The following is a 19,847-nucleotide window of genomic DNA, read 5'->3' on the forward strand; positions in this document are numbered from 1 at the left end:
TCTCTGTCCCTACTCCCTACTTCCCATTCACTATTTTTGCTCTGCTGGTAAAATCTTGTTTTGCAGCCAACCCATTGCTTTATCTAAGAGCAACCCAACAACGCCGATATAAACTAGAGCTAAAATAACTTCGCTGACGTTGTTATTTTGATAAGCGTCCCAGATGAAAAAGCCGATGCCGACAATACCAGACATGACGATTTCGGCAGCGATAATTGCTAACCAAGCTAAACCGATCGCAATTCTCAAACCGGTAAAGATGTAGGGTAATGCCGCAGGAATCAAAATATTAGTGAAATATTCTTTGCGGCTAAGTTGGAGAACTTTGGCGACGTTGTTGTAATCTTGGGGAATTTGGGTTACGCCGACAGCAGTGTTAATTAAAATTGGCCAAATGGCGGTGATGAAAATTACGAATAATGCTGCGGGTTCATTTTGTCGTAAAGCTGCTAAAGAAATCGGAACCCAAGCTAGAGGTGGTACTGTCCGCAATAGTTGAAAAATGGGGTCTAAAGCTTTGGACATGGTTTTATTAACCCCAATTAAAATGCCCAAGGCAATACCAACGATCGCAGCTAAGGTATAACTGATAGCAACTCGTTGCAGACTAGCGAGAATCTGCCAAAATAGACCTTTATCAATGCCACCCCGGTCATAAAATGGCCAGAAAATCAACACCCAAGTGTCTTGGATAACTTGTATTGGCCCTGGTAATGTGGCTCCTGGAATCCAAGCGAAAAGTTGCCAGAGAACGAGGAAGATGGCGATCGCGATCGCTGGTGGTATCAGGTCAGGAAACTGCTTTTTCAGGCTGGATATAAAGCCATTACTCAATCTAGGGCTTGCAGGACGTTTTTGAGCTATTGTCATGATGTTGTATTCTCCGCAAATTTTATTGTTATTTGTTTTAGACGCGATGAATCGCGTCTCTACAAGAGTTTAATGGTGCCTCTAAATACTGACTTTTTTGATTTTTAAACTCTTCAAATATTCTTCTGGTTTTTCAGGGTCAAATTTTATGCCATCAAAAAACTGTTCTACACCACGGGATGTATTTGTAGGAATATCAGCAGCAGCAATGCCAGCTTCTTTGGCAGCTTCTTTCCAAATATCTTCACGGTTGACTTTGTTGATAAGTTCTTTAGCCTTAGCAGCATTATTGTCTACGTAATCTTTTGGTAAGAATCCCCAACGAACGTTTTCAACTATGAACCATAAATCATGACTTTTATATGGATAAGAAACATTACCTTTTTCATCTTTCCAGTAGTAAGCAGCCATTGATTTATCATCAATTTTGCGGCCATCACCCATGTCATATTTGCCTGCGTATGGGTCTGCTAGGATTTCCGGTGAAGGAAGATTGAAATAATTTCGTCCAGCCAAAATCTGAGCCGCTTCTTTACGGTTATCAAAATTATCTAGCCACTGTTGGGCTTCCATAATTCCTTTTAAAATTGCTTTGGTAGCCTTAGGATTTTTATCAACCCAATCGCCTCTCATGGCAAGATATTCTTCAGGATGATTCTTCCAAATTTCTGCGGTTAATGCTGCTAAGTAGCCGATTTTGTCTTGAACAAGGCGATAAGGCCAGGGGTCGCCTGTACTAAAGGCATCCATCGTTCCTGTTTTCATGTTGGCCACAGTTTGCGCCGCAGGTACTGTGAGCAACTTGACATCTGCATCTGGATCTAAGCCGCCTGCTGCTAACCAGTAGCGAATCCACAAATCTTGGTTGACGTGGGGAAAGGTAAATGCAGCTGTGAAAGGGGTTGAAGATTTTAATTCTGTAAATAGGGACTTAGCGCTGGCAAGTTGTAAGCTGATACCTTTACCTTGATGCTTGTTTGCGATCGCAATTCCATTTCCATGTGTAATTAATTGACATAAGACATACATGGGAATTTTTTGATTGCCTTTGGTAATAAAACCTTCTGTAATTAAATGTGGCATTGGCATCTGCCATTGACCACCATCTATACCACCACCAGCAGAACCAATTTCTACGTTGTCCCTTGCTGAACCCCAAGAAGCTTGCTTGGAAAGGTCAACATTAGTCATACCATACTTGGCAAAAAAGCCTTTTTCTTTAGCAATAATTAAGGGAGCCGCTTCTACAATAGGAATATACCCCAGCTTGACTGTAGTAGTTTCTGGTGCTTGTTCCGAACTAACATTAGCAACCGACTGAGCAGTTGGTTGTGATTTAGTGTTTCCACCAGTTAAGTTTTCAGGGGGATTACCTAAACAGCCTTTAAGAAATACAGCACTCGCCGATACTCCAGCTGTGAAAATGAATTTGCGGCGGGAAATTTGATTAAAAAATTCTGTCATAATATTCTCCTGAAAACGTAAATTTTATTTTTATAGCTATGGCAATTTAGACAATAAACGTTATGTTTATTGCGCTATTAATGATTAAGCTATATTTTGCAAAGCAACGGCAGTCATTGGATCAATGACAGAGCTACCTATATAAAAACTCGGCTAATTTATTGGCTCTGCTCTAGTGTGGTGCAGAGGTCTCATTCACCTTGTTGAAATCAGTTTACAGCCTTTCAAGTTCAATTTGTTCACTTGGAGTCTGGATTTATTAAACAAATATTAAATTGGATGTATAAGGAAAAGGTTATGTATTTTCCTTAACTATATGAATAATTTTTAATGTATAAGATTTTATCTATGGAGACTATTACTTTTATCTTATGATTTGTTTTTTTGCTTATTTTGCAGCTTAATATTAGTAGTATTTACTAATATATAAACTTTTATTTATGAAGACTATTATGTTGGCACTATGATTTAGAGTAGCACAGCTAGCTCTGCTACCCTAAAAACGCATTTGTATCAACTTGAAAGGAGAAACGGTATACCTATAAAGAAGATTTTAAGTAGTGTATTCGGCATTAATCCTCACGTAGTCATAACTCAAATCACAACCCCAAGCTTTACCTGAACCATGACCATTGCCAATGTTAACGGAGATTAATACGGTATCCTCTTGGAGATAAGCACCTACCACTGCTTTTTTCAAATAAGCGCTCGCTGCTACACGGTCGAATTGTAGAGGTTGCCCATTTTCCAGCATTAAGAAATCCCCTAGCTTAATTTGCAAGTTTTCTTGTTCAAAGGGTACACCTGCACGTCCGGCGGCGGCGGCGATGCGTCCCCAGTTAGGATCATGCCCAAAGATTGCAGATTTAACTAAGGACGAACCAGCGATGGTTTTGGCTATTTGTCGGGCTGAAATTTCATCATGGGCCCCTGTTACTTCTACTTCAATTAGACAAGTTGCGCCTTCACCATCACGAGCGATCGCTTTTGCTAAATGCTGACAAACTGCTGTTAACATCGCCTCTAATTTCTCTGCTTCTGTGCCCCATTCTGTAATTGCTGGGGTACGAGATTGACCATTTGCCAAGGCGATTAAGCTATCGTTGGTGCTGGTATCACCATCCACAGTAATGGAATTGAAACTTTTATCGGCTGCCCTTGCCAACATCTGTTGCCAAAGAGCTGGCGAAACCACAGCATCACAAGTAACAAATGCCAGCATGGTTGCCATGTTAGGGTGAATCATACCGGAACCCTTGGCAATACCACCAATTCGTACCGGACGGTCGCTTATAGTTGTCTCTAGGGCGATGGATTTTGTTACCAAGTCTGTAGTGATAATCGCTCCGGCGGCGGTATCTGAGCCTGTTTGTGATAGTGCTGCTACTACCTTGGGAATCCCACTTCGCAAAGCATCCATCTTAACTCTTTGACCAATCACGCCAGTGGAAGCCACTAACACAGATTCAGATGGGATGTTTAGTGCTTGACCTACTGCCATAGCAGATTCTAAAGTATCAAGGTAGCCTTGACTCCCTGTAGCGGCGTTTGCTTGTCCGGCGTTGCAAAGGATGGCACGAGCGCTCTGTTTAGCTTGTAAGCGTTGGCGACAATATTCTACGCAGGCGGCTTTAACTTGACTAGTGGTGAATACACCAGCTGCGATCGCTTCCACCTCTGAGAATATCAAAGCTAAATCTGGCAACCCCGAAGGTTTCAACCCTGCGGTAATTCCCGCCGCTTGATACCCCCTTGGTGCTGTGATACCACCTGTGATTTTTTGCCAATCTGCCATTATTCTTCCTTAAACTATCAGGTTGGATAGGTCAATTTGTGCTTTGGAAAAGTGCTTTCAAAAAGTGCTGAGTTAAGAGTTAGAAGTTAGGAGTTGAAAGTTATTAGTTTTTTCCCACTTCCCCTAATCCTTACTCTCCTCTCTCTTTTTTATGAGTTTATTTGCTGATGGCAATAATAATCCACTAGTTGGCGATTAGCATAATTGTTTTTACCTTTCTTATGAAGAAAGACAAAAGCAGAAAAAAAGAGCCACTTGGGTCACTCCCCAGATCATTACGGTGCATCTTTTTCTGACACTATATCATCTATGATCTAAGGGTTAATACTTATATATAAAATGGGTTCTAAAAATTTTATGAAGCATTTACGTAAATACCACAGAAATCCAATAAAAAAGAGAGCCACTTAGGCAGCTCTCCAGATCATCAGGGTGCATCTACTTACCACAGCATAGCATTTTAGGTATGGGGGCTGTCACCAGTTTTTATATGAAGATTTTGTAAAGAATCACCGGGAAAATACGTAGTTGGGGATTGGGGATTGAGCATTGGGCATGGAAAAGAGGAATTGGGGACAAGGAGAATTGGGGACAAGGGGAAAGACTTGTTGGAAGTTCTAAACTTTTGTCCCCTCCGCTCCCCTGCTCCCCTGCTCCCCTGCTAGGCGTTCAGTTTTTTCTCCACCAATTCCGTAGTTAGCTTAGGATCGGCACGTTTGCCTGTTTTTTTCAGAACTTGTCCGACAAAGAAGCCTTTGATGTTGGTGTTACCGTTGCGATATTTTTCTAGTTCTTTGGGATTGGCAGCTATGACTTCATCAACGATAGGTTCTAGTACACTAGGATCGCTGATTAACTCTTGACCTGCAAAGGCTTTTTCAGGAGAAATACCAGTGAGTAAATCTGGCAACTTTTCTTTAGCTTGAGCATTGCTAATTTTGCCCGTTTCAATGCGAGTGATGATATCAGCTAGATTGGTGGGAGTTAGGGCGATTTGAGTAATACTGAGTTTTTGCTTATTGAGGTGGGCGGTGATATCTTGAGTAATCCAGTTTGCAGCAGCTTTGGGATTTGCTCCAGATGCGATCGCAGTTTCAAAATATTCCGCTATTGAACGATCTTCTGTCAGCACTCGCGTATCGTAAGCCGAAAGCCCCAACTCACTTTCATAACGATGGCGTTTGTGGGCTGGTAATTCTGGTAGTTCGCTACGCCATTGATCTAATTTTTCATCTGTCACCTCAATTGGTGATAAATCTGGTTCGGGGAAGTAACGGTAATCGCTAGAACCTTCTTTCACCCGCATACTACTTGTGCGTTGAGCGCCTTCTTCCCACAGCCGAGTTTCTTGGATAATGCGATCGCCTGCTTCGATGGCTGCGATTTGACGTTCAATTTCATAGTCAATTGCCCGTTGGATGGCGCTGAACGAGTTCATGTTTTTAATTTCTACCTTCGTGCCAAATTCCTTTCGTCCCACTGGACGCACAGAGATGTTGACATCGCAGCGCAGAGATCCTTCTTGCATATTACCGTCACTTACGCCGAGATACCGGACAATCCGGCGCAACTCTTCGGCATATTCAGCAGCTTCTAATCCAGAACGCAAATCAGGTTCCGAGACAATTTCTACTAACGGTACACCTGCGCGATTGTAGTCTACCAGAGAATAGGAAGAACCGGAGAGGCGATCGCTACCTGCGTGTACCAATTTTCCAGCATCTTCTTCCATGTGCAGACGTGTGATGCCAATGCGTTTACGAATCGGATTCCCCTCAGCATCTACCAACTCAATTTCTAACCAACCATGTTCTGCGATCGGTAGATCATATTGAGAAATTTGGTAATTTTTGGGTAAGTCAGGATAAAAATACTGTTTCCTGTCAAATTTGCTATATTTAGCGATTTGACAATTCAATGCTAAACCAGCCTTGACGGCGTATTCTAATACTTTTTCATTGAGTACAGGTAAAACCCCAGGTAAACCCATACAAACCGGGTCAATGTTAGTATTGGGGTCAGCACCAAATGCTGTAGAACTATTAGAGAAAATCTTGGTATTTGTACTCAGTTGACAATGGGTTTCTAGCCCAATAATCGCTTCATACTCAGTTTTTACGGTTGTAGCAGTGGTCATAATATCAATATTTGGGCATAATCCTTCTTAGGGTACTATTGTAGCGGCGTATTGAGTTGTCCTGAAGACGGTTATTTGGGTGAGCAATGCTTACCCTTATGAGCTTGAAAAGGGAGATGCAAACACAAGGTGAAGAAAATCTTAATTATTGGTTCTGGGGGTGCTGGTAAATCTACCTTAGCCCGCGAACTGGGAACCATTTTAGGCTTAGAAGTGATTCACTTGGATACTTGGTATTGGAATCCTGGCTGGGTTGAGACTCCAAAAGCTAAATGGCAGAGCATAATTCAAGACCTAACCCTACGAGAATCTTGGATTATGGATGGTAACTACAGTGGTACTCTCGACATTCGTTTATCGGTTGCAGATACGGTAATTTTTTTGGATTTTCCTCGGATTTTGTGTTTGGCGCGAATTATTAAACGTCGCTTCATGTATGCTGGACAATCTAGGCCTGATATGGCATCAGATTGTCCTGAAAGATTAAATTGGGAATTTCTCAAATATGTATGGTCATACCCAATTATTCGTCGTCCTGAAATTATCAAAAAACTTAGTCAATTAACAGCAAATCAGCAAGTTATTATTCTTTGCGAACCAACAGAAGTCAGAAATTTTTTAGAAAAAGTTTCCCACTATTAAGATTTACATAATTGATTTTTATTAAATTAACTGAAAAAATCGGTAAAGTCTGTATTACTACTTATGTGCTAATTTTTGATAATATTGGTTGATTTGTTGACAAACTTCTGTGTTGTTCATATTTTTGAAGTTACTTCTCTAATTCTGTCAACTTTTTTTTAGCAAACTTCCGCACTTCCTCATGTGGGTCATTCTCTGCCTTGTCGCGCAACAGTGGTAAAGTCTGGGAATGTTGAGGAAATTGCTTAATAATTATCTCCAGTGCAACGCGCCGAGGGTTGGGATGAAATGGGGGATCATATCTACCCTCAAAGGAGTCATTCACAGCGCAGTTGTAGTAAATTTCAAACAACTCAGGCTGATTTCTGAAGTGTTTAGATAATACTTGAATGGCTGCACATCGCACATACCCAGAATTATCAGCAGTAGCGCAGTCTTTGAGAATCGAGTGGGTGTCCGAGTCATTTTTGAAATTGCTAGCTAATGCTTGGATGGCTGCATATCGCACATCCTTATCATCATCAGTAGTGGCGCGGTCTTGGAGAATCGAGCGGGTGTCCGGGTCTTCTTTGAAATTGCTGGCTAATGCTTCGATGGCTGCACGTCGCACATACCCATAATCATCAGTAGTGGCGCGGTCTTTGAGAATCGAGTGGGTGTCTGGGTCATCTGGGAAATTGCTGATTAATGCTTGGATGGCTGCACGTCGCACATCCCCTTCATCACCAGCAGTGGCGTGGTCTTTGAGAATCGAGCAGGTGTCCGGGTCATTTGGGAAATTACTGGCTAATGCTTCGATGGCTGCAACTCGCACATTCCATTCATCATCAGCAGTGGCACGTTCTTTGAGAATCGACCGGATGTCCGGATCATCTTTGAAATTACTGGCTAATGCTTGGATGGCTACACCTTGCACATACGCTTCATTATCAGCAGTGGCGCGGTCTTTGACAAACAATCGGGTGTCCGGGTCATCTGAGAAATTGCTGGCTAATGCTTTGATGGCTGTACCTCGCACATCCCATTCATCAGCAGTGGCGCGGTCTTTTAGAATCGAGCAGGTGTCCGGGTCATCTTTGAAATTACTGGCTAATGCTTCGATGGCTGCACGTCGCACATACTCATGATTATCACCAGTGGCGCGGTTTTTGAGAATCGTGCAGGTGTCCGGGTCATCTTTGAAATTGCTGGCTAATACTTCGATGGCTGCACGTCGCACATCCTTATGATTATCAGTAGTGGCGCGTTCTTTGAGAAACAAGCGGGTACCCGGGTCATCTGGAAAATTGCTGGCTAATGCTTGGATGGCTCGAACTCGCGCGACCCATGTATCATCAGCAGTGACGCGTTCTTTGAGAAACGAGCGGGTGTCTGGGTCATCTGGGAAATTGCTGGCTAATGCTTGGATGGCTGCACCTCGTACATCCTTATCATCAGCAGTGGCGCGGTCTTTGAGAAACGAGCGGGTGTACGGGTCATCTTTGAAATTGCTGGCTAATACTTTGATGGCTACATCTCGCACATACCCAGAATTATCAACAGTGGCGCGTTCTTTGAGAAACGAGCAGGTGTCCGGATCATCTTTGAAATTGTTGGCTAATGCTTGGATGGCTGCACGTTGCACAAACTCATGATCATCAGCAGTGGCGCGATCTTTGAGGCAGTGTAAGGTATCACGCTTATCTTTCCAAATTACGGCAATTGTTGCAACTGCTTGAATGCGAACTTTTAGAACTAGTTTCATTTCTTCTCCATTTAGGTTATGTGGTCTGTAATAGTACCAGGGGTCATATTTAGTTAAGTCTTTTACCTTGCCAAATAATTTATTAGCCACTGACACAATTACCGACCGATTTCTCACTTCTGCAAGACACTTAGCCGCTAAAAACAAGTTGATAAATTTTTCTTCTTCGCCATCTTGCACCATCAAGTAATCAAGAATTTCACCAACAAATTTCGCATTAATCATTCCGGCAATTAGCCGCAATACCTCATGCCAAGTTTCATCTTGCCAGTGTTTGCCAAAAACTTCAGTTTTGAGATCCTCAATTGAAATACTGCCTTCCTTCTCAAACTGCCAGACAAACTCCCAAGCACAGAAATATTCTAAAAATTTCCGATGCAGAAAGGCATTGCTTGCTATCCAGCCAATAAACCATTCCAGCATAATACTCACGCCTGCTAAGTGCTTGACTACGAGTATATCCACCTGCCAGAGAAATTTTTTCAGATTTCTAGGTTTTTAGGGAGTGCGAGTCTATATCCAAAACTTAAGATTACTGAATTTATATGCTGCGATCGCACGATGTAAACCCTGAAGATTTGTTAAAAATAACTATATACTATGCATGGATATTAGGAATACTTTTATGGTTCTACAAGTTAACCCTATCCAAAAAGAACCAACTGTTACTTGGGAAGCACTTCCAGCCGACTTCATTTTACCAGACGATCCAGTGGAAAATATTCAACAACCCGCGATCGCTGCTGCGCTTACCGATGCTTTAGGAAGCACAGGACGCATCCAACCCCAGATGCTGATTGGCTCTAATTTTGGACTTGTAGCCACAGTTAACAAAAAAATCGTTGTCAAAGCACCAGACTGGTTTTACGTTCCTCAAGTGCAGTCTGTGGGAACAAATGTAGTTCGTCGTAGCTATACCCCGAATTTAGAAGGTGCTGCTGTAGCTGTGGTGATGGAATTTCTCTCAGATACAGAAGGTGGAGAACTATGAGTCTGTTCAACTCCACCCTACGGTAAACTCTATTATTACGAAAAGATTCTCCAAGTTCCAACCTACGTAACCTACGACCCTTACGAACCAAGCATAGAACTACGCTGCTTGCAAAATGGACAATATACCTTGCAGCAAGCAGACGCTAATGGACGCTTTTGGATTCCTGAGTTAGAGTTATTCCTCGGAATTTGGCAAGGTGAAAGATTATGCCAAACCATGAACTGGCTGCGCTGGTGGGATAGAGAAGGAAATTTGCTGTTGTGGAGTAGCGAACAAGCCCAACAAGAACGCCAACGTGCCCAACAGGAAAGCCAACGTGCTGAACAAGAACGGCAGCGTGCTGATATATTAGCAGCTAAGTTACGTGAGCTAGGTATTGACCCTGATGCTTAGGCGTAGCCGACACTTTGTCAACCTACTTCGACTCCTTTCGACTTTGCTCTTACTTCGACGCCTCCCTTCAGCTACGCTCAGGACAGGTTCAAGGCAAGTCGCTCAGTACAAGTCAGTGACCATCGTAGACATAGCATAACCTGAAGAAATGCTGGGAATAATAATTTTGGGACATTAACACCAAAATTCTATGAAAAAGCAAAAAAATCAGTTCAGTCATCTTACTGCGATCGAAAGAAATTATCTATCATTTCCAGCACAGCTTTTATTAAATCAAAATCTTTTACAAGGCAAAATACTAGATTTTGGTTGTGGCTTTGGTAATGATGTTAAAGTATTGCGCCAAAAAGGTTTTGATATTACAGGTTATGACCCTTATTATTTTCCAGAATATCCTGATAATAAATTTGATACAATAATTTGCTTTTATGTTTTAAATGTTTTATTTCCTGAAGAACAAACTAATGTCCTTATGGAAATATCCCACTTATTAAAACCAGGAGGTAAAGCTTATTACGCTGTAAGAAGGGATATCAAAAAAGAAGGTTTTAGAGAGCATTATGTCCACAAAAAAGCAACATACCAATGTATCGTCAAACTTCCTTTTATTTCAATTTGTTTAGATGAATATCGAGAATTATATAAGTATGTTCACTATAATCATCAGCGAAATTCATCTAATTATTGTATATTCTGTAATCCCAATAGAACTTTAAAACTATTAACGGAATCAGCGACTGCTTATGCTATATTTGATGGCTATCCTATAAATAAAGGTCATGTTTTAGTTATTCCTAAACGTCATGTAAGCAATTATTTTGAACTACCATTTAAAGAGCAATCTGCTTGCTGGTTTATGGTAAATCAAGTACAAAAAATTCTCACAACAGAATTTGAGCCTGATGGTTTTAATGTAGGAATGAATATCAATCGAGCCGCAGGTCAAAATATTATGCACGCTAGCATTCATATCATCCCTCGTTACAAAGGTGATACTGTCTCTACTAAAAGTGGAATCAGGAACGTTATTCCTAAAAAACAATAGTTTTTCTGTAATAATTCAGGTTCATAATTCTGTTGTAACTTGACCGTTTTAAAGTAATTATGAAAATTGCTGGAACCTCATGACTTACTCAAACTTATCTTATAATGATTCTTCACCATGTTTTTTCAGTACAATCTCTACATTGTTATCCTGAGTGCCTAGCCTTTCATTTTGATGATGCTAGCGATCGCTGGATACGCTACAGTTGCAGCAATGGAATCAACAGCAATTATCCTCCGAAAAAAAATATTTTGGTCAAAGCTAGAGTATATCTGCTCAGGTAGTGTCTTATACATTTCCTGATATTTACTTCAGTTAAGCCAGATTATCTGGATCTATTCCCAGCGCTCTTAATTGTTCTGTCAATTGTTGCACTCTTTGTTCTGCAACTTTAGCGCGTTGTGCTTCTTGTTGAGCGCGTTGTGCTTCTTGTTTTATTTGTTCTGCGGGTGTGAGATACCGTTGTCCTTGCTCATCATACCAATACAACCATTCTCGCGTTACACCGCAATAATTTCCCCTTTCGCAACCAATTCCTAAGCCAATTTCTGGCAGCCAAACGGGGTTTCCCTCTTGCAATTCATACCTACCATTAACTAACTTATGTACTTCTAAATGCGGTTTGCGGCGACGACGAGACGAATAAATCACGTAATAAAGTACACCTAAAGCCTCATATTCAACCAATTTAGTAGTGTATTCCTTGCGATAATTTTGGGAAACTACTTCTAGGACGAAAATCGGTACAACATTTTCATCCCACAGCACATAACTCGGACGCAGTTCTTCATCATAAAATCGCTCTACCCCTAAGCTCAAAAACCCATCTGGAACAATGGCCGGTTTATCGGGGTGATAATAAATACCCATATCTATGCCAAAGAGCCAATCCATACGCTCTGACCAAAGTATCAGCAGGATCGCTTTCAGCAAGCCTGGTATTAATTCTTGTAGTTCATTATCCACAGGTGTTTCATCAGAGTCTGGTAGTTCTTCGGCTGAGGGCAAGTACCTGGGCAAGTTGTACTCTAACATGGCTGGTTTCCCCAAAACTCAAAGGATATTTGGCTCTCTTTGACTCACCAGAATTATAGCGATTTATCCGCAACTATATCATTAGTTTACTAATATATATTAGGTACTCCGCTGATACTAACTGACAGCTTTTAACTACTAGACAATCTTAAATCTGCCAGAATCACGAACAAGAAAATTTATTTGATGCCTAGATTCTAACTGTCACAATCCGATTATCTTAATAATGTAATGTTTTGCTTTGACTAAGGGATACCACTTGTGGTATTGAGAAATAGTCAAGATTCCACGGATATAATAGTTACTAGCTTGTTTGTTGGTAGTGCAGAACATTGCCGAAGCTAAAGTTGCAGCCCAGTCAAGAATGCAGGCATTTCTACTTCAATAAGTAAGTTGCTTAAGATGATAAAATTTTGGTAACTCTTAACTATTAATAAATATATAGGTACTAAGTGCTATTAATGCTTTATATTTAGCGACAGGGTGGTGCAAACTGCCACTCATGTTCCAATACTTAGGAGGCAGTACCGATTGAGAGCAACTTATGCTTCGATACCATTACCACGCAACGTAAGTAAAAGTTAAGTTGATATTAAAACGAATAATTTTTGCTGAATTGTGACAGATAAAGACTAAACTAAAAAGTCTTGTGCAGCAAAACCTGTAGCTTTAAATGAAGTAATCATGTCGAAGGTTCTTGTCTCAGATTCTATTGACCAAGCTGGAATTGACATTCTTTCGCAAGTTGCTACCGTTGATGTCAAACTAGGTCTAAAACCAGCAGAACTGATCGAAATTATTGGTGAGTATGACGCGCTGATGATTCGCTCTAGTACGCGTGTCACCCAAGAAATCATTGAAGCTGGCACTCAGCTAAAAATCATCGGTCGTGCTGGTGTGGGTGTGGATAATGTGGATGTTCCGGCTGCCACTCGCCGGGGAATTGTAGTAGTCAATTCTCCAGAGGGAAACACGATCGCCGCCGCCGAACATGCGCTAGCGATGATTTTGGCTTTGTCTCGCCACATCCCCGATGCTAATGCTTCGGTGAAACGCGGTGCATGGGATCGCAATAGCTTTGTCGGTGCGGAAGTCTACAAAAAAACTCTTGGCGTTGTCGGTTTGGGTAAAATTGGCTCTCATGTTGCGGCTGTAGCTAAGACAATGGGCATGAAACTTCTAGCTTATGACCCTTTTATTTCTACAGACCGAGCTGAACAACTTGGCTGTCAATTAGTTGAGTTAGATTTACTCTTCCAGCAAGCAGACTATATCACCCTACACATCCCCAAAACCCCAGAAACCACCCACTTAATCAATGCCACAACCTTGGCAAAAATGAAACCCACAGCCCGGATTATCAACTGCGCTCGTGGTGGGATCATTGATGAAGTAGCTTTGGCAGCAGCTCTGAAAGCGGGTAAAATCGGGGGTGCAGCTTTGGATGTGTTCGAGTCAGAACCACTGGGTGAATCTGAATTGCGATCGCTAGGCAAAGAAGTTATCCTCACTCCCCACTTAGGAGCCTCTACCGCAGAAGCTCAAGTGAATGTGGCTATTGATGTTGCTGAACAAATTCGGGATGTACTTTTAGGACTACCAGCGCGTTCAGCCGTCAACATTCCCGGACTCGGCCCCGATGTGTTGGAAGAACTCAAACCCTACATGCAACTAGCAGAAACTCTAGGTAATCTAGTAGGACAGCTAGCTGGCGGACGGGTGGAAGTACTCAATATTCGACTGCAAGGGGAACTTGCAACCAACAAAAGTCAGCCTTTGGTGGTAGCTGCCCTAAAAGGTTTACTTTACCAAGCTTTGCGAGAACGAGTAAATTACGTAAATGCCAGCATAGAAGCCAAAGAGCGCGGAATTCGGGTAATTGAAACTCGCGATGCTTCCATTCGAGACTATGCCGGAACGCTTCATCTAGAAGCCACCGGCACTTTAGGTACTCATTCTGTCACCGGCGCTTTGTTGGGTGAACGGGAAATCCATTTAACTGATGTTGACGGTTTCCCGATTAACGTCCCACCCAGTAAATATATGTTGTTTACTCTGCACCGCGATATGCCAGGGATTATTGGCAAACTCGGTTCTCTACTCGGCAGTTTTAATGTGAATATTGCCAGTATGCAAGTAGGTCGTAAAATCGTCCGTGGTGATGCCGTAATGGCTCTGAGTATAGATGACCCTTTACCAGAGGGCATTTTGGATGAGATTATAAAAGTCCCTGGTATTCGGGACGCGTATACAGTAACACTTTAAAAGTCAGGAGCCAGGAGTCAGAAGAAATAATTCCTCCTGACTTCTGAATTCTGACTCCTGAATTCTGAAAGATGGCAAACACCTGGTGGGAACTACAGATTTTATGTGAGCCAGACCTAGAAGATTCGATCTTTTGGCGACTGGAGGATTTTGGCTGTCGTGGAACAGCTAGTGAAAATAAAGGAAATTCATCTTTAGTCAGGGCTTATTTATCGACAATTCAAACGCAGCTGCTAGATTTGGCTGCTCTATCGCTGTGGCTGCGTCAAGATGCTCTCTGTGTAGGAGTTTCATATCCCTCACTGCAATGGCAGTTAATTGATGAGGAAGATTGGGCGACTAGCTGGAAACAATATTGGCATCCGCAAGAAATAGGCGATCGCTTCCTAATCAACCCCGCGTGGCTACCATTACCAGAAACAACGGAACGGTTAGTGATTCGTCTTGACCCTGGTGTAGCATTTGGTACAGGAAACCATGCCACCACTCAGCTATGTTTGGAATCTCTGGAAATGCGGCTAAGTGGAGTTCCTCAGTCGTTTGTGGGTGCTAGTGGTAAACATGAACATCTAGTAATTGCGGACATTGGCTGTGGTTCTGGTATCCTTTCTATTGGAGCGCTGCTACTGGGAGCAGAGAAAGTCTATGCAGTAGATACTGACCCTTTAGCGGTGCAATCAACTATCAGTAATGGTGCGCTCAACGACATTAGTTCAGAACGTTTACTACCAGCACAGGGAAGTGTAGACGTTTTAACAAAACTGCTTGAAAATCCAGTGGATGGTATTGTTTGTAATATTTTGGCTCATGTAATTATTGAATTAATTCCAGAAATGAGTGCGATCGCTAAACCGGAAACTTGGGCGATCTTCAGTGGTATTTTACTAGAACAATCTAAAGGTGTTGCTGATGCTTTAGAACAAAATGGCTGGGTGGTTGCTACCCTGTGGAAACGAAAAGAATGGTGTTGTTTGAATGCACGGCGTTCTTAACTCAGTAGGTAGTACCGCAAGGCGGAAGTCAAAAGTCAAAAGTCAAAAGTCAAAAGTATTATGGAATAAGCTATTTAGGTATTTTAAATGGTTGCTCTATTTACGCCGTGGTGTACTATTATTGCGATCGCAATCTCCGACAACCAAGCCACAAGTCCAAAAAACTGCTGAACGAGTATCAAAGACTCTCGCACGAGTATTAAAGACTCGCTCACGAATATCAGAGACTCTCGCGCGAGTATTAAAGTCTCTCGCATGAATATCAAAGGCTCGCTCACGAGTATCAAAGACTCGCCGACGAGTATCAAAGACTCTCGCACGAGTATCAAAGACTCTCGCACGAGTATCAAAGACTCGCTCACGAGTATTAAAGACTCGCCGACGAGTATCAAAGACTCGTGGATGAGTCAGCTTAACTCAAAATAGACGGATCGCTTACAGAAATTCTTCAAAATAGACGACAGATGCCAACCTAAAAAGCCGAATTAAATTCTAAATTTCTTAATTACGAATTACGAATTACGAATTACGAATTAAATCTTGCACTCTCGCTACCATTTGCCTCACTCCCTCAGCATCAGGAAATTGGATACGCTGCAATATCTCCAATGCTGGCTGTAAATAATCTAGTGCTTTATTGTAATCGCCCTGTTGCTCTGCTATTTCCCCTAAGCACCACAACGTTATTGCCTGACCTTGAACATTGCCGATTTGTTCATCAAGGGCAAGGGATTGTTCATAAAGGGCGATCGCTTCGTTGATTTCTCCTGTATTCTCTTTGAGATATCCTAAGTTGTTCAATATTGTTGCCTTAATTTTGACATCATCGAATTGTTCAATGATGGCAAGAGATTGCTGATAAAAGGCGATCGCTTCGTTGATTTCTCCTCTATCAGCTTTGAGTTTCATCAAACAGACCAAAGTCGTCACCTGACCTGTGACATAGCCGATTTGTTCATTGAGGGCAAGGGATTGTTCATATAGGGCGATTGCTTCGTTGATTTCTCCTGTATTGGCTTTGAGGTTCCCCAATTCGTGCAACGTCGCCGCCTTGCCTTGAACATCACCGATTTGTTCCTTGAGGGCAAGGGATTGTTCATAAAGGACAATTGCTTGTTCTATTTCTCCTCTATCGGCTTTGATTGTCCCCAGTTGGTGGAATGTGCTCGCCTGACCTTGGACGTGGCCGATTTGTTCACTGAGAGCAAAGGATTGTTCATATAGGGTGATCGCTTGTTCTATTTCTCCTGTATTGGCTTTGAGTCTCCCCATTTCGTGCAACGTCGCCGCCTTGAGTTGGACATTGCCGATTTGTTCATTAAGGGCAAAGGATTTTTCATACAAGGCGATCGCTTCATTGATTTCTCCTGTATTGGCTTTGAGTCTCCCCATTTCGTGCAACATCTCTGCCAGTCCTTGAACATCGCCGATTTGTTCATTGAGGGCAAACAATTGTTCATATATGGCAATCGCTTCATTGATTTCTCCTCTATCGGCTTTGATATATCCCAAGTGTTGCAACGTCGCCGCCTTGAGTTGGACATTGCCGATTTGTTCACTGAGGGCGAGAGATTGTTCATACAAGGCGATCGCTTCGCTGATTTGTCCCCTACTGGCTTTGAAATACCCCAAGCTATGAATAATTTCTGCTTTTTCTTTTTCGTCTTCTGCTGGACAGTTATCTAGGGCTTGTTGATAATGCTCTTGGGCTTTACTTACATCACCCAGTTCTTGTTCACAAGCAGCTAATCCATGTAAAACTAAGTAATTTTCAGAAATTTCTAGAGTAGATTTGCACAATTGAACAGCTTCCCGAAATCGGCTTTGATTCCTCCAGTGCCTTGCTAACTTCCCTGCTATTTCCACCGCAATCTTGTCTACCTTTCCTCGCAACGCCAGCCTATGAATTTCTAAGCATTGTTTCTCGGTTGGGATTTCTGTCCCTTCCCACCAAAAACGATACAACACCTCAGCCGCTTGCTTGTGCAAAGCTTCCCCATCTTCCGGTAAATGCACAGGCAAAATGCGCGGCACTCGTAACGCCTCATCATGGCTCACTTCCAACAGCCCCAAGGCAATCGCCCGACTAATATAATGTGGCAAATTGGGGATAGTGTCACAAACTGCGGCTAATGCTTCCCTCGGTACTGGCAACTCAAACACCAAACCCCGTGACAACATCTCCCGCATGGTTGTATCCATCTGTTGCAACAACGCCTCTGCCAAAACTTGCTCTCGTAACTCCACCGGATCTGCTGCTAACCGATTCAAAATTGCCGCCACATCAACGGTTGTATTTTGCAGAATCTTATCCAACCATTCCAGCAAGCAGGGATTACCATCCGCCAACTTCTGCGCTTGTGATTTTAACGCCTCATCCACCTGAGATTTAGCACTAAAGGCTGTGAGGCGATCGCACTTTTTTTGCAAATCTGCGCCTTGTAGTGCATCCAACGGCTGCTTGTGGAAATACTGCAACTGGGTAAATTCAAAATCGTAACGGCAGGTAATAATGATGCGGTGGGAAGTGGAATTTTCTTTAATTGCCCAAACTAAAGCTTTCATTACCTCTGCTGCTTCTGGTTGCAGCACATAACTCTCATTGCGGGTTTCCAAATTCACTTCAAAGTCATCCAGCACCAACAAAAACGGCTTTGCATCCTCATGCAACTGCTGAAAAACTCGCCTCAGCCGAAATCTTAATTCTTCATCGTAATTTTGTAGGCTTTTGCGTTGTTCGTTGTCATCCAACTTTTCCGCCAAGCGACTCACTGAACTAGCTTCATCAACTCTCCCCACCCAGACAACGCGCTCAAAATTGGGCAGTCTGTCGCACAGCCTAGCTGCTAAACTACTTTTACCCAAACCGCCCATCCCATGAATCAACACCCCGACTTCATCGCTTGGTTGACTCAGCACCCGTAAACAATTTTGTAATTGTCGACGACGACCAACAAAACTCTCCCGCGTCGGGACTTTCACCTTACCCGCAGGATCTAGAAACTGGGTAGAAACAGAAAGCGGTGGTGCTGGTTTCCGTCCACGAGTCCGCAAAGGTGTGACTAATGAACTCAGTAAATTGTCTGCTGCATACAGCCGCAATAAATGCCAATCCCGCGCTTTGTTCTTAATTAATGTTTGATAAGTACAAGCAACAGCCTCGATAATTTGCTTTCCGGCTGATAATTCCTGATACAACGCGGCAGCTGCGGCTGTAGCATCAGGATCTAAAACCTTTTGACCCCAACCCAAAACCGCTTTTGCACCCGATTCCAGCAATTCTTCAGCCATTGACGGCACAGAACCGCCATTGCCAGCTTGTCCAGTGCGACAACCAGAGAGGAAAATGAGTTTAGGCAATCGAAATTGTAATTCTTGGGCGATATCCCCAGCACTGGCATAGAAAGCTTCACCTGTTGCCGTTTCTGTAATGAAGCGATGTTGCCCATTCTGAAAAGTAGCATGACCCGTCAGGTGTAAAATATCAAAATATTCCTTGTCGTAAGCATCAACTAAATAACCCAACTCCGATAAACAGCCGCTTTCTTCCACTGTTAGCGCTAAAGGTTGGCGCTTTGTCGCCTCCAAAATCCGTGCTTCCTCGCCCTCAAAATCCAACACAGGTTTGACATCCAAAGGCGAAGTTGCCATAAACAAAACTTGCAGCGCCCGGTTTTCTGGTTCACCTTCAATGGTCAATTTTTTTACCGTGCTATCCGACACCCAGCGCACCGGGACAATAGCCGGGACACGCTGCACTAAAAAAGCATTGCCATCGTGCAACACTTCCCAAGGCAGATGGGCGAGTTTTTCAGATGTGGCGTTAGCGGAGCTTAACGAAGTTATCGCTAACACAATCCCCTCACGCCGATACTTATCTAGCAAGGGTTGCAGCCAGCGATCGCTCCCATCTAACCAGTTATACAACCGCCGTCCAGTTACCGTATAATCCTCTGGGAAAAACGAGACGTAATAATCTCTCTCAGCCAACTTAATCAAATCGGCGATTTCTGAGAGAGGAAGCGATCGCTTTTCATACTGATTAGGATTATTAACAAAGTAACGTAATTCTACGTAATTATCATCAACTGGCTTGAGGTCGAGGTGGAGGGTTTGCACGTTCTCAATCTTGAGACTTCAGTATTTACCCCAAGTCTACCACCCCCAATTCCGTCTCTACCGGATTTGTTCAGCAATAGCGATCGCACCCCCAACAATACCAACGATGGTAGCAACTGTTGCGGTTACTCCTTCTCTTTTTGGTGCATCTGCACTCACTGCATAGTTACCAGATATACCAGGAATTGCCAAAAGCGCCTCTGTTGCTGCGATTGCATCTTTACCCTCAATCGCTAACTGAATTTCTGCCATAGTGTTGATCTGCAAGTAACTCCAGGCTTATTTTAAACAACATCCCAAGGCAATTTCTCAGTTTCCCTGTGCCGTATCTTCTTAAAGCTTCGCTATGCTT

The 19,847-nt window shown here is 42.7% G+C and carries 14 protein-coding genes and 1 pseudogene; 6 read left to right on the forward strand and 9 right to left on the reverse strand.

The window, feature by feature from the left end:
* Window positions 1–30: 30 nt before the first annotated feature.
* The 4 genes from ntrB to gatB form a co-directional block, all read right to left on the reverse strand.
* Window positions 31–870: a nitrate ABC transporter permease gene (gene ntrB / locus RMZ43_RS23270; protein ID WP_322648444.1), complete on the reverse strand. Its 840-nt coding sequence runs from the start codon at window positions 868–870 to the stop codon at window positions 31–33.
* Window positions 871–951: 81 nt separating this feature from the next.
* Entirely contained in the window at window positions 952–2,334 is a 1,383-nt protein-coding gene (locus tag RMZ43_RS23275; protein ID WP_322653611.1) for a CmpA/NrtA family ABC transporter substrate-binding protein, read from the reverse strand.
* A gap of 553 nt (window positions 2,335–2,887) precedes the next feature.
* Window positions 2,888–4,129 carry a bifunctional ornithine acetyltransferase/N-acetylglutamate synthase gene (argJ, locus tag RMZ43_RS23280; protein WP_322653610.1) on the reverse strand — a complete coding sequence of 414 codons (1,242 nt, stop codon included), beginning with the start codon at window positions 4,127–4,129 and terminating at the stop codon, window positions 2,888–2,890.
* A gap of 661 nt (window positions 4,130–4,790) precedes the next feature.
* Window positions 4,791–6,266, reverse strand: coding sequence for an Asp-tRNA(Asn)/Glu-tRNA(Gln) amidotransferase subunit GatB (gene gatB, locus RMZ43_RS23285; protein WP_322653609.1), 1,476 nt, complete (start codon window positions 6,264–6,266; stop codon window positions 4,791–4,793).
* A gap of 129 nt (window positions 6,267–6,395) precedes the next feature.
* Here gatB and RMZ43_RS23290 point away from each other — a divergent pair, with 129 nt between their 5' ends.
* Window positions 6,396–6,908, forward strand: coding sequence for a DNA topology modulation protein (locus RMZ43_RS23290; RefSeq protein ID WP_322653608.1), 513 nt, complete (start codon window positions 6,396–6,398; stop codon window positions 6,906–6,908).
* A 130-nt stretch (window positions 6,909–7,038) separates the two neighbouring features.
* Here the strand turns inward: RMZ43_RS23290 and RMZ43_RS23295 are convergent, their stop codons facing one another.
* Window positions 7,039–9,117, reverse strand: a complete 2,079-nt coding sequence (locus tag RMZ43_RS23295) for a HEAT repeat domain-containing protein (RefSeq protein WP_322653607.1) — start codon at window positions 9,115–9,117, stop codon at window positions 7,039–7,041.
* Between the two features lie 160 nt (window positions 9,118–9,277).
* Between RMZ43_RS23295 and RMZ43_RS23300 the strand changes: the two are divergent.
* The 3 genes and pseudogenes from RMZ43_RS23300 (at window position 9,278) to RMZ43_RS23310 (ending at window position 11,387) form a co-directional block, all read left to right on the forward strand.
* Window positions 9,278–10,039, forward strand: a pseudogene (locus tag RMZ43_RS23300) (Uma2 family endonuclease).
* A 190-nt stretch (window positions 10,040–10,229) separates the two neighbouring features.
* Window positions 10,230–11,084 carry a bifunctional class I SAM-dependent methyltransferase/HIT family protein gene (locus RMZ43_RS23305; RefSeq protein WP_322653606.1) on the forward strand — a complete coding sequence of 285 codons (855 nt, stop codon included), beginning with the start codon at window positions 10,230–10,232 and terminating at the stop codon, window positions 11,082–11,084.
* 213 nt (window positions 11,085–11,297) lie between these two features.
* Window positions 11,298–11,387, forward strand: a complete 90-nt coding sequence (locus tag RMZ43_RS23310; RefSeq protein WP_428850924.1) for a hypothetical protein — start codon at window positions 11,298–11,300, stop codon at window positions 11,385–11,387.
* A 12-nt stretch (window positions 11,388–11,399) separates the two neighbouring features.
* Here RMZ43_RS23310 and RMZ43_RS23315 read toward each other — a convergent pair whose 3' ends face one another.
* The gene (locus tag RMZ43_RS23315) at window positions 11,400–12,119 is read right to left on the reverse strand and encodes a Uma2 family endonuclease (RefSeq protein ID WP_322653605.1); all 720 of its coding nucleotides are present in this window, start codon (window positions 12,117–12,119) and stop codon (window positions 11,400–11,402) included.
* A 684-nt stretch (window positions 12,120–12,803) separates the two neighbouring features.
* Here RMZ43_RS23315 and serA point away from each other — a divergent pair.
* Window positions 12,804–14,384 carry a phosphoglycerate dehydrogenase gene (serA, locus tag RMZ43_RS23320; protein WP_322648431.1) on the forward strand — a complete coding sequence of 527 codons (1,581 nt, stop codon included), beginning with the start codon at window positions 12,804–12,806 and terminating at the stop codon, window positions 14,382–14,384.
* A 71-nt stretch (window positions 14,385–14,455) separates the two neighbouring features.
* A complete protein-coding gene (gene prmA / locus RMZ43_RS23325; protein ID WP_322653604.1) occupies window positions 14,456–15,376 on the forward strand; it encodes a 50S ribosomal protein L11 methyltransferase in 921 nt (306 codons plus the stop codon).
* Window positions 15,377–15,459: 83 nt separating this feature from the next.
* Here the strand turns inward: prmA and RMZ43_RS23330 are convergent, their stop codons facing one another.
* The 3 genes from RMZ43_RS23330 to RMZ43_RS23340 all read right to left on the reverse strand — a co-directional run bounded on the left by RMZ43_RS23330 (window position 15,460) and on the right by RMZ43_RS23340 (window position 19,747).
* A complete protein-coding gene (locus tag RMZ43_RS23330) occupies window positions 15,460–15,738 on the reverse strand; it encodes a hypothetical protein (RefSeq protein WP_322653603.1) in 279 nt (92 codons plus the stop codon).
* 157 nt (window positions 15,739–15,895) lie between these two features.
* The gene (locus RMZ43_RS23335; protein ID WP_428850922.1) at window positions 15,896–19,495 is read right to left on the reverse strand and encodes a tetratricopeptide repeat protein; all 3,600 of its coding nucleotides are present in this window, start codon (window positions 19,493–19,495) and stop codon (window positions 15,896–15,898) included.
* Between the two features lie 57 nt (window positions 19,496–19,552).
* On the reverse strand, window positions 19,553–19,747 hold the full coding sequence (locus RMZ43_RS23340; RefSeq protein ID WP_322653601.1) for a hypothetical protein: 195 nt from the start codon (window positions 19,745–19,747) through the stop codon (window positions 19,553–19,555).
* Window positions 19,748–19,847 lie beyond the last annotated feature (100 nt).

Origin of the sequence: Nostoc sp. CmiVER01 (genome assembly GCF_034531135.2) — a bacterium.
Taxonomy (GTDB): domain Bacteria; phylum Cyanobacteriota; class Cyanobacteriia; order Cyanobacteriales; family Nostocaceae; genus Nostoc.

Coding starts and splice junctions, on each gene's coding strand:
- RMZ43_RS23310 (WP_428850924.1), top strand. CDS start 11,298: ATGGAATCAACAGCAATTATCCTCCGAAAAAAAATATTTTGGTCAAAG.
- RMZ43_RS23305 (WP_322653606.1), top strand. CDS start 10,230: ATGAAAAAGCAAAAAAATCAGTTCAGTCATCTTACTGCGATCGAAAGA.
- argJ (WP_322653610.1), bottom strand. CDS start 4,129: ATGGCAGATTGGCAAAAAATCACAGGTGGTATCACAGCACCAAGGGGG.
- RMZ43_RS23315 (WP_322653605.1), bottom strand. CDS start 12,119: ATGTTAGAGTACAACTTGCCCAGGTACTTGCCCTCAGCCGAAGAACTA.
- prmA (WP_322653604.1), top strand. CDS start 14,456: ATGGCAAACACCTGGTGGGAACTACAGATTTTATGTGAGCCAGACCTA.
- serA (WP_322648431.1), top strand. CDS start 12,804: ATGTCGAAGGTTCTTGTCTCAGATTCTATTGACCAAGCTGGAATTGAC.
- gatB (WP_322653609.1), bottom strand. CDS start 6,266: ATGACCACTGCTACAACCGTAAAAACTGAGTATGAAGCGATTATTGGG.
- RMZ43_RS23340 (WP_322653601.1), bottom strand. CDS start 19,747: ATGGCAGAAATTCAGTTAGCGATTGAGGGTAAAGATGCAATCGCAGCA.
- ntrB (WP_322648444.1), bottom strand. CDS start 870: ATGACAATAGCTCAAAAACGTCCTGCAAGCCCTAGATTGAGTAATGGC.
- RMZ43_RS23275 (WP_322653611.1), bottom strand. CDS start 2,334: ATGACAGAATTTTTTAATCAAATTTCCCGCCGCAAATTCATTTTCACA.